Genomic DNA, 16,743 nt, shown 5'->3' with positions numbered 1-16,743 from the left:
GCCATGGACGATATGAAAACATCGCGCGTTCCCGCCTGGTGCATGGTGGCATGGGGACTGCTGTCAGCCAGCGCCGTCGACGGCCAGGTGGTGGTCCGCGATCACGGGGCGCTGGCACCCGGCCTCGGCACGGGCGGCACCGGCTACACGGCAGTGCCCGACAGCCGCTTCGGCTGGGATATCGGCGAACGCGTCGGCCAGAGTTTCACCCTGGATTCACCGGCAAGCCTCGGCTCGATCTGGATCGCCTACAACGACTTCGAGGCCGGTGACGCCAGCTTCCGCATCCGGGTCGATGCGGGCAACGACGGCAGTTTCGAGATCGATGAATCGGGCGTATTGTTAGACAGTGCCAACTTCAGCGGCGCGGCAAGCGACGCGAGGACGTCGCCCGTGTATTGGATGGAGTTCGATCTCTCCGCCCACGGCCTGACCCTGCCCGCAGGCGCCAGCCGCTTCTGGATCGACCTGACCGCCTCCAACTCCGGCGGTGCCGACAGTTGGCCGCTCGCCGTCCTCTACCAAAGCAATGCCACCGCCTACGCGGGTGGCGCGGAGGAAGGCACTCCCGGTGGAGGTGATTTCCTGTTTGCTGTGACAGCTCTCGTTGCCGACGCCGATGAGGACGGCATTTCCGACACCTACGAGCTGGCCAACACGAATCCGCCGTCGGCGACCGGACTGGATCCGGCCCTCGACGACGACAACGACGGGATCAGCAACGTGCGGGAGTTTCTCGGCCAGGATGCCGCTGGAAATACACACGGCTACGGCCAGACCCGCGCCATGCTTCAGGATACCGACGGCGACGGTCTGAACGACGCTGTGGAGATTACCGGCTCGGCGAATGCTGCGTTTGGAAACGAGGGCACCGACCCGACCAAGGCCGACACCGATGGCGACGGCATCGCGGATGGCGAGGAGGTGATGCCCGGCCTCGATGGTCTTGTGATGAATCCAAACCAGGCGCAGGCCGTCACCCACCTGTTCGGGATCGATTTCAACCGCAACGACGAGCTGGGCTCACCCAGCCAGACTTTTCACCGGGTCATCGCGGGCTCGGCAAACGATGCCTCCGCCAACCCATCGGTCTTCACCAAAACCATCGGCGCGGTGCAGGTCGAGGTGTCCCGGCCGGATGCCCAGCCCTTTGAGTTTCGCGGCGGCAATGGCGATGCGTCCCGGGCGATCCCCGGCGGAGACACCTCGCTTTCCTTCCTGGTGGCCGACTTCATCGGCACCCGCACGGGCCGGATCGACCTGACCTTCACCGGCCTGCCGGCGGGGAGCTATCTGTTCCGCTCCTCCCACCTCGAACCCCTCACCGGTGCCACTCTCGGCTTCGCGCAGGGGGCCACAACGACAGAGCCTAACACCTTCGAGCTGCGCCACGGTGGATCCGTCCGTGCCTCCGTCCAGCCGACTGCGCTCGGCTCCGCCGGCCTCAACACCACCTTCATCAATGACAGTCAGATCCCGCAGGCCGCCTTCGCCTTCAGCCACGATGGCACCGGCCCGTTGACGATCGAACTCCATGCCACGGAATCCAACGGCGCAGACCGCTATCTCTTTCTCAACGGCTTTGAAATGCTCCAACTCAACCCGTGATGTCCCGCCTCCTATTTTTCCTTCTTCTCGCCGCCGCCGGACTCCGGGCCGCGCCTAACGTCCTGTTCATCGCCGTCGATGACCTGCGGCCCGAGCTGGGCTGCTACGGTGAGGCGCACATGCACACGCCTAACATCGACAGCCTCGCCTCGCAGGGCCGGCTGTTCCGCAATCACTACGTCGCCGTGCCGACCTGCGGCGCCTCCCGCTACGCGCTGATGTCGGGTCTGCGGCCGACCGCTTCCACCGACGGCAACGATGCCTTCAACCAGATGCCGAGCAGCCCGACTAGCAACCCGGAGAGCTGGGTGGAGCTGCTGCGCCGCAACGGTTGGCGGACCGTCTCGATCGGCAAGGTGGCCCACGAGCCGGACGGCTACCGCTGGAACTACCCGTCCACCTATGACATCGGCAGAAGCTCCGCGACCCACGCCGAAATGCGTTTCTCCTGGGACGAGATCCTCTACGGCCACGACAAGTGGGGTGCCCAACGCTATCCCCTGTTTGCCTATGCCGATGGAAACGGCCGGGTTTCCGGAAGCAGTCCGGCGTATGAAGTAGGGGTCGATGCCCAGGGGCAGTCGCTGCCCGATGACGCCTACCCGGACGGGCAGACCGCGCAGGCCGCGATCGCCAAGCTGCGCGAGTTCGCCGACGATGGCGACCGCTTCTGCCTCGCGGTCGGATTTTTCAAACCCCACCTACCCTTCAACGCGCCCAAGGCCTACTACGACCTCTACGATCCGGCCGGGCTGCCCGCGCCCTTTCCGGCGGCCAAACCCGTGGGTGCCACGGCCGCCACCGTCGCCCAGTCCGGGGAGCCCAATGCCTACACCTCGACCGGCGACCGCGCCGCGCTGCGCCGTGCCTACTTCGCCTGCGTCTCCTACGTTGATGCCCAGATCGGCAAAGTACTCGCGGAACTCGACGCCCTCGGCCTGCGCGACAACACCCTGGTGATCCTGTGGGGCGACCACGGGTGGTGTCTCGACGACTACAGCCTGCTCGGCAAGCACATCGTGCTGGAACGGGGGGTCCACTCGCCGCTGATCGTCCGCGCCCCCGCCGGGTTCGCGCCGCAAACCTTCGCCGGGGTCGCCGCGGACGGACTTGTGGAAACCATCGACCTCTATCCGACCATCGCCGAGCTGTGCGGCCTCGACCTCCCCGCCGGCCCCGAGGGACGCTCCTTTGCGCCGTTGGTGTTCAATCCATTCGCGCCGGGAAAAAACCATGCCTACTCGAGAATCGGCAGCACCCGCTCGGTCCGCACCCCCGACTGGCGCCTGGTCGAAACCGGCGGCACCAGCGACCTCTACGACCTTTCGACCGTCCGCTATGAACTGGAGGATGTGGCGGCATCGAACCCGGGGGTGGTCGGCGAACTGAACGCCGCGCTGTCGGTGGCCGGGACACGGCCGACGACGACCTATGACAGCTGGTCCGCCGGGAAGCCGCTGCTGGCCGATCCCGGGGGAGACGCCGACCACGACGGCTGCCCGAACCGCATGGAGTACGCCGCCGGCTCGGATGCCCTCGACCCTGGCTCGAAACCCAGCCAGGGGATCGACTTCGAGGACCTGAGCCACCTCGGACTCTCAGACCGCGAACCCGTGTTCACCTTCACCGCCCTCGCAGCCGACGACCTGCTGACCACCCCCCTCACCTCGACCGACCTGATCAACTGGGCCTTCGATCCACTCCTCTTCCTTGATGCGACGGAAGTGGATGGTGCACTGCGGCGGCTCCGTTTCCGGGTGCCGGAAGACACGGCGGAAAGGCGTTTCTTCCGGTTCGAGATCTCCCCCAGGTGACTGCACTCATTCGAATGGCCTATGGGGTGTTTGTCGTTCGTTTTCCCGTCGGAAAAGACTCACTTTTTGCGCCGGAGCGTGACTTCGATCTCATGGATCGAGTAACCCCACTGCGTTTTGGGTTGGCTCATGTGTACGCGGAGGTAGCGGGCTTTTTGCGCGCTCAAACTTGCACGGATCTTACCCGGCTTGGCTTCTCCCACGTACACCTTTTTCCAGGTCTTCGCATCGGTGGAGACCTCGAGCTGATAGATTTTCGGCACGGCGGTTTCCCAGGTCACGTCCACCGAGTTGAACGCCACGTCCTTGCCGAGGTCCAGGGCGAGCCATTGCTTGTCGCGGGTCGGGCCGGACGACCAGCGGCTGCGCGGGTCCTCATCCGTGACATTCGCCGGGTGAAGTCCGTGCGCGGCGTCGGATGCCGAGGCGGTCACCATGCAGGCGGCGGCCAGGTTGTCCGGGATATCCAGCCCGGCGGCGCGTCCGATCTCCTTGGCGCTGAGCGTGCGGTTGACCACCCGGAGCTTACGGATTTTCCCGACAAACGACTCGCCGTCCCGGGTGCCGATGCGGCGCAGAGGACAGACCATCTGGTTGTTCGACTCGGCGATCTTCACGCCGTCCAGCCAGATCGAGTTGCGCCCGGGCATTCCCACCACCGTCAGCGTGGCCCATTGGTTGAGCGGCAGCAGGACATCGGACGACTGGCTGACATCGCCCACTTTGAACGACTTCACCGGAGCCGCGCCCTGCTCGAGATAACCCGCCGCACGCAGCGTGCCGATGCCTCGCTTGGTGATTTTTTCCTTGATTTCCTTACCGTCGGCACCCTTGCGCTTCCTCACCTCGTCACGGCTGTAGTTGACGCAGATCTCGGCCATGGATGATGAGAGAAGCACGCCCCGGCCCTTCGTGTCCGCCGTGCGTTTCACCTCCATCGTCAGGGTCCACGGGTATTCCAGATCCGCCCGCGCCGCGTCCGCCCGCGGCAGCGGCACCGATGCCGACTCGTCCTTGAGGGTGATTTCACCCGGGTGGTCGAGCACCACGCCGTCTTTGGCCGGCAAGCGGTCGAAGACGCTCACGTTGGGAATCGGCAGGGTGCCGGTGGCCCGTGCCACAAACTCCTGATAGCTCGCCTCTCCCTTGTGACCCCACAGTTTCTCGGCAAAGGAATGCACACCTGTCAGGGTTGTCTCCGCCGTTTCGGTGAGGGTGTATCCGGTCGGCCCCTGGTCGAACCACACATGCAGCTTGCCGCCGAGCAGCTTGGGATCGTCCTTGGCGGGGTTTTTCGCCATGTCGCCGCTGACCATCCACGGCTCCCAGTTTCCATAAATCGCGGCGCGGTTGATGCCGTAGTAGTGACACCCGGGCACGATGTAGGTTCTGCCGTGGTTGGAGTTGATGATCGAGTGACCCTTGGCAATCTGGCCCTTCGCGTCATCGGTCTCCCACATGTCGATGATGACCGTGGGATCGATCCGGGTGGTGCCGCCCATGTGCTCGAAGCCGGACCAGATCCGGCAGTTTTTCCCCCGCGAGCGGATGTGTGTGTTCATCGTGTTGATGAAAACGCGGAAGGCCTCGTGCAGCTCCTCCTTGCGCGGTCCGCCGACGCGGTATTCATCGGTGCCGATGTGGAAATCCGGGGCGTCAAACAGGGGGATCATTTCATCGAGCAGTTGTTTCATCAACGCGATCGTCCTAGGGTTGGTGACATCGATGTAGTTGGGGTAGCCCTTGAGGGTGATGTCCGGCCAGTAGTTGGTGAAACAGCGGGCGTGTCCCGGCATGTCGATCTCCGGCGTGATGGTGATGCCGCGCGCCCGGGCAAAGTCCTGAAGCTCGCGCAGGTCCTGCTTCGTGTAGTGCAGGTCCTTCGATGCCAGACCGGGGAAAACCTTGCTTTCCACCCGGAACGCCGCGTATTTCCCGCCGAAGGCCTCGTCGCTGAGGTGCAGGTGGAGCTCGTTCATCTTATACCACCCCATCATCCGGATGAAGTCCTTGAGCACCGGCAGCGGGTAGGGTTTGCGCCCGACGTCGAGCATCAGCATGCGCCCCTTGTAAACCGGGTGGTCGACAACCCGCCCCTTCGGCAAAACCGGGGACTTGCCGAGCATCTGCAAGAGGGTTCTGGAGCCGTAGTAAACCCCGGCGGGAGAGGCACCGCGAATCACGATCCGCTCACCAATGTGCAGCGAGTAGGCTTCCGGCGAACTGCCCTCCACGGCCTTGATCTCCAGCACGACCTTCACCTTCGACTTTTCCCGGCCCGCGCAGACCGCGGCCAAATCCTCCGCGATGACTTTGGCTGTTTCCTGCAACTGCGCCGCACCGGCGGGGGCCAGCTCCATCAACGGCCACCCGACGTCAATCGTGCCCTCTTCCGGCGACCAGGATTGCACAGTGGGCACCACTCCCGGGACCGGACCCGCGGCATGGATAAACGAACTCACGGACATGACAACAGCTAGGCAGGTGATTAATTTCATAGGTTTCAATGGTTGGTGTGGATGCATTATCAGCCGCTTCCGGACTTATTCAAGCCCGGGTGCAAACGATCACGCAGCCACTTGTTAGAGATCATTCTTTTTCCTCATGGTCAACAAATCCGTCGTCGGTGTGGTCGCGTTCAATATGGCGGATGGCATGATAGAAATCCTTCAGGTCCCTGACGCCCCCGAGGGTAAACCAGACGGTGGTAACCACCGCCAGCCCGCCAAGGCACCAGAGGTAGACATACCAGAACGCGAGCCATTGCTGGTCCGAGGGGTCGGCTACAAAACCGTAGAGGGTACCGACGACAAAAACCAACAACCACGCCACAAACCACCCCACGATCGCGTAGGCGATGAGTCGGTCACGAAAGGTGAACTCCGAGGTGATACCGAAGCATTTCTGGAGGGTGGAGGCGTCACCGTGGTGGGCGACCTGGTCGCCTTCAATCCCGTATTTTCCACGGTGGAGCATTTTGTCCATGTTGTGCTCCTTGTTTTCTATCAGGGAGATACAAACATAGAGGATGGTGCAGCTCACAATGTTGACGAAGAACAGAACCTGCGGGTTCAGCGGGAAATCTTCCAGTGACGAGCCAAGGAGCGGTGCGACATCCGTCCACATCTCGGTGACAACGTAACTGAAGGCACCGATCACCACGCCGGTGATGAGGGCGGCCCAGGCGGCTTTGCTGGTGCCCCTTTTCCAGTAGAGTCCGCCAATGATGATGGCACCCGCGCCACCGAGCCAGATACTGTTCACCAGCGCGAAATACATCAGGATCTTCTCCATGCTGCCGACGTAGTAGCTCCACAAAAAGGCGAACACACACACCAGGATGATCGAGCCGCGCAGCGCCCACATGTGCGACCTGGGTGTGAACCGCTTTTTCCGGAACGGCATCACCACGTCCTGCAGGAAAACGGCGCCCCAGGTGTGCATGAAGCTGTCGTAGGTCGAGATCAGTGCCGCCAGCATGATGGTGCAAAACAGCCCCGCGATACCGATCGGCATGATCTGGGTCAGAGCCACGGTGATGACCCGCTGGCCGCGATCCGCCTCGGAAAGGTGGCTCAGCTTTTCCTGGATGATGCCGGCCTGCTCGGCATGGGCCGGGTTGTGCATCACGTTCATCGCACAAAGCACCAGCACCATGTAAAACAGACACTGCCCGAGCCAGCGCCACTGGTTGAGCACGCTCCCCATGCGGAACTCATGACCGCTTTTTGCCGAGGCGACGTACGCCTGGTTCTGCAGGTTGGACATGACCCCGTAATACGCGCCGACGATCCCGATGACAAAGTACCAGACGTTGAAATCCTCCACCGCACCGGCCTTGAACGGGCTGACCAGCGACTTGCCTTCCTCCGGCAGCTCCAGCAGGATCTTGCTGATCGCCGTCCAGTCGAACCAGAGGTACGCCACCACCACCAGGATAATGAGGGAGGCAACCTGGGTGAACATCCCCTGCAGGCAGTCGGTCACCAATACCGCAATATGGCCGCCAAAGAATACAAAGAAAAGCGAGGCAGCAAGCAAGGTAATCATTGCCACCGGAAAAGTTTCCAGGCTCAGCCCCAGGCATTGAAAATGGTTGGGGAAACCACAGAAGCTGATGAAAAACTTCGCTCCCACCGCGGGGAAAATCCCGAAGTTGATCAGCCCGGCAATCCACGCAATCACCCCGGAGGTGATGCGCAAACCCTTGCTGTAGCGCGACTCGACAAACTGCGCGACTGTTAGAGCGCGGGTTTCACGGAAGCGGCACACTCCAAACCCCGAGATATTGAGCGCCAGGTAAAAGGGCGTGGTCAGCATCACCATCCACATCGCCACAAATCCGGCGCCGTGGTAGAGCTCGAACATCGCGATGATGTTGATCGCCCCGATCCACACCATGCCGCTGCCCGCGCTCATCATGTATCGGCCGCCCGACCGGCCACCGGCCAGGAAGTCGGAGACACTCTGGGTGTGTTTGTTGGTGCGCACCACGGTGACCACCAAAAAGAGAAGGAATGCGGCTACGATGAGCCAGTCGATTGTTGTGAAGTTCATAATGTTAGAAATGTAGTTTCAAAAAGACGCTCTCGCCAAAAGCCACGGGCCGGTTCAGGCGCAGCAGGCACCGGCCCTGCCGGTGATCGATCGTCAGGTCCGTTGCCGGCAGCCAACGCCCGTCCACGGCAAGGCAGCTCACGGATGCGGGAGGCTGTGGTGCGTAAAATTCCCAGGTCACCTGCGGCCAGGCATCGAAGCCGAGGTTCGCCATGCCGAGGATGGATGCGGTGCCGAGGTCCCGGTACATCGCCAGCGGGTAGGCGCCACCGGTGGTGATCAATGGCGGCCGGTCCCCGGATATCCAGCGGACGGCCGCTTGCAGTTGGGTGGCGCGCTTGGCATGTTTGAAACCCGCGCCCCACGCCGACGACAGCTTCCACAGGTGGGTGACAACACGCCCGCCGCGCTCATTTTCAAAAGCAATCATACACGCCTGCCGCACCCTGCGCTCGTTATCGACAAGCCGACTAACCACCTCCGCCCCGTCCAACAGCTCCGCCGGGTAGAACCGCGCGTCATGACTGAAGCTCGGCAGCAAACAGGTGAGGTAATTGTTTTCCGCGCCATCAAACCCGGGATGCATATGCTCTTCGGCCGCGAGCGGCGCCAGCAGCGGATCGTTGATACCCACGTCCGCCGACAAGCCGGCCACCCCGATCTCCGCACCAAATCCACGCTCGACGAGTATCGACGCCGCCTCGCCATCGAGGAAAAGCCCGCCGCCTAACAGACGCAGTATCGTATCATCGGAAAGCGCCCGCGGAATCTGTCCCGTGAGTGCCGACACCGGTGATTCGTCGTACGTCGTCGCAAGCCCGTGCGTTTCAAACATCTCAACGGCCTCCTGGCCGTGGCTCTGCAGACTGGCCAGGGACTCGCCCTGCCGCAGCTGTTTGTGGCAGGCGAGATCGGTCGGAAAATGAAGCCGCACCCCGCGATACGCACCCGCTTTCGTGGTTTCCCGTCCCAGCGACAGCATCCGGGCCTTGCTGCCGGAGAGCGCCTGGACGGCGGCCTCGTCCTCACGCATGGGAGTGCCCATGTGGTCAAAGGTGTTCATGGTCACACCGGCGGCCCCATACGCGATGCTCGTCATTATTTTAAGCTCGCTGAAAAGCCTGCTGTTCGCATAGGCCGAGAAGTGGACGTTTTCCACCTCGGTTAGATCAATGGTCGCGGGCGGGCAGACATGCCGGGTCAGCTTCACCGAGTCCTGTGAGAAATATAGTCCGCGCGGACTCGCCCAGCCCTCGTCGTAACAGCCCATGGTAGGACGACTGTAAACGGGCTGCCCACCGCCGAGCGCCTCGCAGAAACGCGACCAGTCGCGTCCTTCCACGGCGTGGTTCCTCGGTCCGCTGGACATCAGGCCCAGACGGGTCCCCGGCGACACCTCGCGCACACAATCTCCTAACAAAGCGGCGGTATCCACCATGACATCGCCCTGCAGCCGCATCCACAGCGCCCGCCACGGGTGGGGTGGGCCGGGTCTTTCCAAGGCATCCACCAGCGATTGACGGTCGACCTTTTCCCCGGCGAACTCCGAGAACCGCTCCAGGTGCGCGTCACAGAAACAGCCGAACTGCACAGGCGCGTGATTAAAGCTGCGGATGTCATCCTCCACCCAGATCACCGCGGGCTCCGTACCCGCCAGCTTGCGCCAGTAGCTCCGCATGTAGGCCCGCCATTCGGGGCAGAGTGGGCATGCGGTGCTGCGCGCAACCCTGCCGTCGTGGCCAACCATACACCGCGCGCCGTCAATCATCGGCCGTCCGCGGTCCGCGTGCCCGAGGGTGGTCCAGGGGTTCAGCGAATAAACGACACCCGCTTGCCGCAGTGCATCCCGCGCCCGGCACAGCCTCGGTAAATAGTCATCCACCCACGCCAGGGGCGTGTGCCCGTGGTTGAACTCCTCGGGGTCCACGATGACAATCACCTCGTCGAGCCCCATCGGTCCGGCCAGCTCCACCAACTCAGACAGACCGGCCTCAAACGCATGCGGCGGCAGGGTGCGGCGCAGCGCATACCAGCCATGCTGGGATGCAGACAATTTTTCTTCCGGGTATTGCATGGGCGCAGACGGTGGTGGTTATCCGTGTCAGTAGTGGCTGTGTAGATGCCCCGGGTTATAGTGTCGAGACTATTAGTCTGCTCAACGGGCGATTGCCGGGATGAGGTGGCCATGAAGCCAGCCCGCCGCAAGCATGCGGACCCTCATATCATGCCGACGGCGGACAGGTCGACTCCCGATGGGCAAGGATGGGTTTGACGGTCTGGCTGGCAACGTCCTCGCCGTCCAGCTTCGCCAGAAGCGTCCTACCGGCGGTAAGCCCTATCTCGTAGTAGTGGGGTGACACCGATGTCAGTGCGGGATTGATGATACCCGACAGGGCGAGGTCTCCCTGTCCGATGATCGAGATCTCCTCCGGCACCACCATCTTCTTTTTCCTGCAAGCGTGGATCACCCCGTAGGCCAACAAATCGTTGTAACAAACCAGGGCGCTGGGTCGGTTCGGATGCTCGAGCACGAGGTCGAGTGCCCCTTTTCCAGCCTCCAAAAACGCGGGGTCCATCTCCAGCGACTCACTCAGCTCCTGGGCCAGGACCATGGAGTCCAAGCCATGTGCACGCATGGCATCCTCATACCCGAGGAAATGCTGCCACGCATCATGGTGAAGCAACTGGTCGTCGTAATGCTTATGGGTAAGAAGACCGATGTTGCGATGTCCCTGTGCGATCAGATACTCAGTGGCATCACGACCTCCAATCCTGTTATCGTGATCGACATTGGTAATATCCGGGAGGATGTTACCAAAGATCTCCACCACCGGAATCTTTGACTGCTTCAATTTTTCCGCAAACCTGCTACGGGCGGTTCTTCCGGGCACCGCCGTACAGTTGACAACCATGGCATCCACCTGCCGGTCCAGACAACGCTCGAGGCTGAGGTTTTCATCATCCGGGTGACCTGAGAAAAAGACCAGCGGTGAGTAATCCGTGTCTTTCAATACCGATTGCAAGCCCTGCAAAAAGGAAGCCGAGAAATGGGAGTTCACCTCGTTGAGCAACACCCCGATCAGCAGCGACCGGTTGAGCTTCATGGCCCGGGCGTTGATGTCGACACGGTAGCCGAGGTCATCGGCACACTTCAGCACCTTCGCTTGGGTCGTCTTGCTGTAACGCTCACCCTGGCCGCTCAGGATCATACCTACTGTAGAAACAGATACCCCAGCTTTCTCCGCGATCGTTTTTCTTGTAATTTTCAATGGATTGGGAGTCTGTTATATGAGCCACAACATATGTGACACGTTTCTTTCTAAAAAGCATGGTCTAAATCTCAAGTAAAAAATGACGGCTAAAAACCCAGTGCGAGCAAGCTCGGGATTTTCGAACCGCGAATGGACGCGCATTTACCCGAATGAGTATCTTGTCTCATCGAAACTGGCTTGATTTGATTTTCATCGGGTCCATCTCCACCACTTGGGGTGCTTGGAATATAAAAAATGCGTGTCCATGCCCGTCCATTCGCGGTTGATCAGACAACATTATTGCCATTTCGCCCCTGGCTTGAGCGCCCTGGCAAAAAACCGCAGGCAGGACTTTGCCGAAAATCCAGGTGGCCGGCTTCTTCTTTGCGATCCCGTCCTCCCACCCGTCAATCGGCCTGGAAAATATGACGGGCCAAAAATAGGATTGGCCATTGCCTGATGGTGAAATTACGCTACACAAGTCGCGTATCATTCCACTATGACCATGCCAACGGAACCGGAGCACACCTTCACCCCAGGAACCCACATCGGGGACTACCTCATGGGGGAGTTGATTTCCAAGGGCACCAACACCTCCACCTGGACCGCCACCCAGATATCGGTCCAGCGTGAAGTCTCCCTTTGTGCCCTCGACGACGGGATCAAAAAAGACCCCGCATCCAGGGAAGGTTTTATCAGCGATGTCCGGACCAAGGCCTCGGTCGACCACCCCTTGATCGCCTCCGTGCTTGAGGCTGTCAACGAGGGGGACCAGTGCTTTTTTGCCATGGAAAAGCTCCACGGTAAAAACCTGGCAAGCTGCCACGACGAGGGCACGAGCATCAGCCCTATCCAGACGGCACGCATCATCCGCAATATTGCCGGAGCCTGCAATTACCTGGAAGCACACGGCATCGCCTCGCTGCCGCTGTCGCCCCACGACATCTACATCGATGACAAGTACCACTGCCGCATCGCCAACATGGCCATCAGTGGGGCGCCCGACCCATCCGTCGGCACCCAGGACAAGGAAATGGTTGGTCGGCTGATGCAGGACCTGCTCGAGCCGGGCCAGCCGGGCTCGACGAGAACCAGTTCACTCTGTGATTATATGGCGGACCGCGAGCGTGAACAGGCACTCACCTGGATGCAAATCCACGATCTGGCCGACAAGGTGGAGCGCCAGCTCGCGGAACCGAATGCGCGCGACCAAATCCAAAGCCCGACCATGCGTATGCGGCCGGACGTTTCCCATGCCGCGATCGGTCAATTTCTGTCGATCCTTGCCATCCTGTTGATCATTGGTGGTTTGGTCTATTATTTCTCCACCCGCAAAACCCCGCCGGCCAAACGCCAGATGCGGGACATGGTGCATATTCCGGCTGGAAAATACCCGGGTCCCGACGGATTCCAGGTCAAGATGCGGGACTTCTGGATTGATGCGCACGAAGTCACCATCGGTGAGTATGCCGAGTTCCTCGAGGTGCTTGACCAGTTGGCCGACGATATGAAAACCGTCTACCAGCACGAGGAACAACCGAAGGATAAAACGTCCCACGAGCCCGACGACTGGGCCAATCTCCTCGCTGCGGCCAAGGAGGGGGAAACATGGAATACGCTCCATGTCGACCTGAACTATCCCGTGGTCGGGGTCGACTGGTGGGATGCCTACGCCTATGCCGTGTGGAAGGGGCGCCGACTGCCCACCCGCGAGGAGTGGTATGCCGCATGCTCAGCCGGTAGTGATCCGAGCAAGTTGGAGGCTTCGGGCTGGAGCCCGGTTGACCAGACCGAGCAAACCAGCCACGGGATCTGCGGTATGGCGGGCAATGTCAGTGAGTGGATGCGCAAGAAATGCCTCAATCCGGCGGACCCCTCACTGCCACCCAGGTATGTCATTTGTGGTGCGTCCTACCTGCGGCCCAAGTATGGTGCCCGCGCCCGTGAGTGGGTGGATGACCGGAGCCTCCGCAGGAACGACCTTGGATTCCGGACCTTGAGTAACTCTCCACAGGAAGATTGACGCACGATCGAATACAGCCTAGAAAGGAAATCACCTATGAGCCACCACACCCGACTCCACACCCCATCCATGCCTGCCCGCCCCAACCTGGCCGGCAACAACCGGATGCGCAGACCAACCGGCCTGACCGGCCTGCTGCTGGCCTTTTTTGTCATCCTGTCCACCCTCCCGCAAGCCGGTGCCCAGGTGGCCGTCCGCCTGCAGATGAACAAGTCGAACTACATCCTCAACGAGCCGGTAACAGCGACGGTCCACATCACCAACCATTCCGGCAGGCAGCTTGTCCTGCGTACTGAAAACAGCCGACCCTGGCTCAATTTCCACATCACCTCCAGCGGTCGGGTCATCCCCATCGCCCGCCAGGTCAACTACGGCAACGTGGTGATTCCCTCGGGTCAGACCGTGGCCCGCAACGTCTCACTCAACGTATCGTATGCACTCGGCAGCATGGGTAACTACACCTGCCAGGCGGTGGTCAACATGCCTGGATTGACACGCAACGGCTTCACCTCGAACCGGGCACATTTCACCGTTACCAATGGCCGGACGGTCTGGGTCCAGCGGGCCGGCATCCCCAAGGCACCCGGGGAGATCCGCGAGTATCAACTGATGACCTTTACCGGCAATCGCGCCATGGAACTCTTCGCCCATGTATCCTCATCCAACAGGGGACAGAACATCGCCACCATCCCCCTGGGCAAAATCCTCACCTTCCACCGGCCGACGGGCACGCTGGATCGCGACAACAATATGCACGCGATCTACCAGGTCAAACCCGACCTCTTCGGGCACACCTGCATCACCCCCAACGGTCAGGTCAAATTCACCTCATACCACAAACGGGGCGCATCGGGTGATCCACGCCTGGTCGACCTCGGTGATGGTGTAGTCAGGGTGGCCGGCGGTGTCCCCTACTCTGCCGAGGCCGAGGCCGAGCAAGAAAGGAAAATCCACAACATTTCCGAGCGTCCTCCGTTTATCTACAAGTAGGCCGACCTGCTTGAACAAGCATTTCAAACCACTTCCGTCATCCCCATTTCCTTTTCCAACGAATGTCCATCCCAACAACGCGCACCCTCATTCTCACCATCCTCGCCATGCTAACCGTCCTACCCGGCGGGCTGATGGCGAAAAGTTTCCGCTACGTGATCATTGATGCGGGTCACGGCGGGCACGACAAGGGCGCAAGCCACGGTCAGGTCTATGAGAAACATCTCGCCCTGGATACCGCGCTGCGTCTTGAGTATTACCTGAAACAAAAAGGTATCCGCACCAAAACAACGCGCCGCAGTGATGTGTTTATCTCACTGCCCGGGCGGGTCAGCTTCGGCAACCGGTACAGCAACTCCATTTTTGTGAGTGTGCATTACAACCACACCTGGAAACGTGACCCCAGCGGGCTGGAAACCTACTACTACGGCGCCGAGGGGAAAAAACTCGCCACCTATGTGCAACACGGCATTTCCAGCAAACTGCGCACACCTAACCGCGGTGTCAAATACGCCCGCTTCTACGTCATCCGCCACTCCAAGCACCCGGCCATCCTGGTCGAATGTGGTTTTGTCAGTAACAACAATGAGCGTTCGCGGATGAAAAAGGCATGGTATCGCCAGTCGCTCGCCGAGGGGATTGGCGAGGGGATTCTGAGATACAGGCGGAGCTGGTAGCGGTGTTAAACATTAAGTTGTAAACTCCAAATACCAAGTTTCAAAATCCAAGCTGGACGCACGGGATTCATGCCGGCCTACAGCGGGCGACCGCTAGGGAGGGCAAGCTTCTAAGACCGCTGCATCAGCCCTTTGCGCGATGCGTGGCGGGCCGAGTGGAGCAACATCTTGGCGACATCGGTCCATGTCGTCTTGTCCGCGGCGGCCAGGGCTTCCGCGATGTTGCCGCCACTGCGGAAGAGCAGGTGGTAGGCGCGTTTGATATCCGCCCTTTCCTCGGGAGTAAACCCGCCGCGTCGGAGGCCGATGACGTTGAGGCCCGCCAACTCGTTCCGACCGTGGGCCATACAGAACGGCGGCACGTCACGGCTGACCACGGCATTGCCCTGGACGATTGCGTAGGAGCCAATATGAAGGTACTGGTGAAACCCGCCGCCGCCGCCAAGGAAGATGTGGTCACCCATCTTGATATGCCCCGCAAGCATCACATTGTTAGCCAGCACATTGTTGCTTCCCATCTGCACGTCGTGCGCGAGATGCACACCGGTCATCAGGAAATTCCTATTGCCCACCGTGGTACTGCCGCCGGCTTGCGTGCTCCGGTGAATCGTGACATACTCGCGGATATTGTTGTTTTCACCAAGGGTAACGCTGCTGTCGATGGAGGCGTCGAAACCCACCGCCTGGGGATCGGCACCGATGATCGAGCCATAACCTATGTGATTACCCGCACCCATCCGGGTATTTCCCGTGATCCACGACTGCGCGCCAATAACACAACCCGGCCCTATCTCCACGCCGGCATCAACGATGCAGAAAGGTCCGACGGTCACATCTTCTGCTAGACGTGCTTGCTCACTGACAATGGCACTTGGATGAATCTCAGGCATGGCGGCAGCTTATTTCCAACTTGAGAATTTTCCAATGATAAATGCCGCAATCTCACCGACAAAAAACCAGCCCGTCCCGGAAAAACCGGGAAGGGCTGGGTGATGGTCAGTGGGATTCAGTTCCGGTGGAGCCTTACTTACGACGACGCAGGATCAACGCCAGGCCACCGAGGCCAAGGAGGGCTGCGGATGATGGCTCTGGAACGATGTTAACGGACAGATTGTCGACTATGAGATCGCCGGTAGTTACGCCTCCTGGTCTAAGCTCGGTCAAACGAATCCAAACCTCATCACCAGCAGTCAACCCGCTGATGTCAAATGTGCCAACGGCCACGCCATTGTGACGCGCATTGTCACCGGCAGCGGCTGTCGACCCCTGACCCACAGCATCCAATGCGATGGTCGCTTGACTGGTAAGGTTTGCGTCAATGTCCACACCAGTGGCGGCACCACCAAAAGCACCCACATAGAAATCGAAAACAGCGGTGTTGGTGCTGCCGTCGCTCTTCTCGGCAAAATCAGCAGTCACAGCAAGGGTTCCCAGAGCTATTTCCCCTGCGTCAACCGTTCCAAGGCTTTGATAGATGTAGCCGATCGAGCCAGAGCCATCCATAAGCAGGAGAGCGGTGTCCCCACTTGACGTTGCATCGACGTTAGCTCCGTTCACCCACGTCCAGGTTCCGTCGACCCAGTTGTCGGTGCCGCTTTCAAACCAACCGCCACCATCGACGGTTCCTCCGTTTTGGTTGTTAGTTCCAAAGCCTCCGTTGGTAACGCTGAGGGCCGCGCTGGAGCTTGCCGTGATGGCGCCTGAAAGGGCGAGCACAGCTGCAATTTTGTGTTTTAGTTTCATCATGATAAATGTTGTTGGGTTATGCGGGAGGCAAGAACACCAAGCCTCCATAACCTGCTATTTCCCCAATCACACACATC

The 16,743-nt window shown here is 60.5% G+C and carries 11 protein-coding genes; 5 read left to right on the top strand and 6 right to left on the bottom strand.

What is annotated here, in order from left to right; all coding sequences use genetic code 11:
* Nucleotides 1–3 precede the first annotated feature (3 nt).
* Both H7A51_14920 and H7A51_14915 read left to right on the top strand, forming a co-directional pair.
* Complete coding sequence (locus H7A51_14920) at nt 4–1,608, top strand: hypothetical protein (GenBank protein ID MCP5537511.1); 1,605 nt, start codon at nt 4–6, stop codon at nt 1,606–1,608.
* Nucleotides 1,608–3,422 (top strand): sulfatase, encoded by a 1,815-nt coding sequence (locus tag H7A51_14915; GenBank protein ID MCP5537510.1) that lies wholly within the window; start codon nt 1,608–1,610, stop codon nt 3,420–3,422. Before H7A51_14920 ends, H7A51_14915 begins: the two co-directional genes overlap by 1 nt.
* Before the next feature lie 59 nt (nt 3,423–3,481).
* On the opposite strand, the gene H7A51_14910 is transcribed toward H7A51_14915, so the two are convergent.
* The 4 genes from H7A51_14910 to H7A51_14895 all read right to left on the bottom strand — a co-directional run bounded on the left by H7A51_14910 (nt 3,482) and on the right by H7A51_14895 (nt 11,248).
* On the bottom strand, nt 3,482–5,920 hold the full coding sequence (locus tag H7A51_14910) for a family 20 glycosylhydrolase (protein ID MCP5537509.1): 2,439 nt from the start codon (nt 5,918–5,920) through the stop codon (nt 3,482–3,484).
* A gap of 91 nt (nt 5,921–6,011) precedes the next feature.
* Complete coding sequence (locus H7A51_14905) at nt 6,012–7,979, bottom strand: hypothetical protein (protein MCP5537508.1); 1,968 nt, start codon at nt 7,977–7,979, stop codon at nt 6,012–6,014.
* Nucleotides 7,980–7,983: 4 nt separating this feature from the next.
* Complete coding sequence (locus H7A51_14900; protein ID MCP5537507.1) at nt 7,984–9,861, bottom strand: hypothetical protein; 1,878 nt, start codon at nt 9,859–9,861, stop codon at nt 7,984–7,986.
* 340 nt (nt 9,862–10,201) lie between these two features.
* Nucleotides 10,202–11,248, bottom strand: a complete 1,047-nt coding sequence (locus H7A51_14895; protein ID MCP5537506.1) for a LacI family DNA-binding transcriptional regulator — start codon at nt 11,246–11,248, stop codon at nt 10,202–10,204.
* A 487-nt stretch (nt 11,249–11,735) separates the two neighbouring features.
* Here H7A51_14895 and H7A51_14890 point away from each other — a divergent pair, with 487 nt between their 5' ends.
* From H7A51_14890 to H7A51_14880, 3 genes are all read left to right on the top strand, one after another.
* Nucleotides 11,736–13,253: an SUMF1/EgtB/PvdO family nonheme iron enzyme gene (locus H7A51_14890; GenBank protein ID MCP5537505.1), complete on the top strand. Its 1,518-nt coding sequence runs from the start codon at nt 11,736–11,738 to the stop codon at nt 13,251–13,253.
* A gap of 36 nt (nt 13,254–13,289) precedes the next feature.
* Entirely contained in the window at nt 13,290–14,243 is a 954-nt protein-coding gene (locus H7A51_14885; GenBank protein ID MCP5537504.1) for a hypothetical protein, read from the top strand.
* Between the two features lie 62 nt (nt 14,244–14,305).
* Nucleotides 14,306–14,920 (top strand): N-acetylmuramoyl-L-alanine amidase, encoded by a 615-nt coding sequence (locus H7A51_14880; protein MCP5537503.1) that lies wholly within the window; start codon nt 14,306–14,308, stop codon nt 14,918–14,920.
* 110 nt (nt 14,921–15,030) lie between these two features.
* Here H7A51_14880 and lpxA read toward each other — a convergent pair whose 3' ends face one another.
* Entirely contained in the window at nt 15,031–15,810 is a 780-nt protein-coding gene (gene lpxA, locus H7A51_14875) for an acyl-ACP--UDP-N-acetylglucosamine O-acyltransferase (protein ID MCP5537502.1), read from the bottom strand.
* 133 nt (nt 15,811–15,943) lie between these two features.
* Entirely contained in the window at nt 15,944–16,666 is a 723-nt protein-coding gene (locus H7A51_14870; protein ID MCP5537501.1) for a PEP-CTERM sorting domain-containing protein, read from the bottom strand.
* Nucleotides 16,667–16,743 lie beyond the last annotated feature (77 nt).

This window comes from Akkermansiaceae bacterium (genome assembly GCA_024233115.1).
GTDB lineage: Bacteria > Verrucomicrobiota > Verrucomicrobiia > Verrucomicrobiales > Akkermansiaceae > Oceaniferula.
This window is presented reverse-complemented; position numbering and strand designations above follow the sequence as displayed.

Excerpts from the sequence above, each read along its gene's own strand:
- H7A51_14920 (MCP5537511.1), top strand. The coding sequence starts at position 4 with ATGGACGATATGAAAACATCGCGCGTTCCCGCCTGGTGCATGGTGGCA.
- H7A51_14915 (MCP5537510.1), top strand. The coding sequence starts at position 1,608 with ATGTCCCGCCTCCTATTTTTCCTTCTTCTCGCCGCCGCCGGACTCCGG.
- H7A51_14910 (MCP5537509.1), bottom strand. The coding sequence starts at position 5,920 with ATGAAATTAATCACCTGCCTAGCTGTTGTCATGTCCGTGAGTTCGTTT.
- H7A51_14905 (MCP5537508.1), bottom strand. The coding sequence starts at position 7,979 with ATGAACTTCACAACAATCGACTGGCTCATCGTAGCCGCATTCCTTCTC.
- H7A51_14890 (MCP5537505.1), top strand. The coding sequence starts at position 11,736 with ATGCCAACGGAACCGGAGCACACCTTCACCCCAGGAACCCACATCGGG.
- H7A51_14885 (MCP5537504.1), top strand. The coding sequence starts at position 13,290 with ATGAGCCACCACACCCGACTCCACACCCCATCCATGCCTGCCCGCCCC.
- H7A51_14880 (MCP5537503.1), top strand. The coding sequence starts at position 14,306 with ATGTCCATCCCAACAACGCGCACCCTCATTCTCACCATCCTCGCCATG.
- lpxA (MCP5537502.1), bottom strand. The coding sequence starts at position 15,810 with ATGCCTGAGATTCATCCAAGTGCCATTGTCAGTGAGCAAGCACGTCTA.
- H7A51_14870 (MCP5537501.1), bottom strand. The coding sequence starts at position 16,666 with ATGATGAAACTAAAACACAAAATTGCAGCTGTGCTCGCCCTTTCAGGC.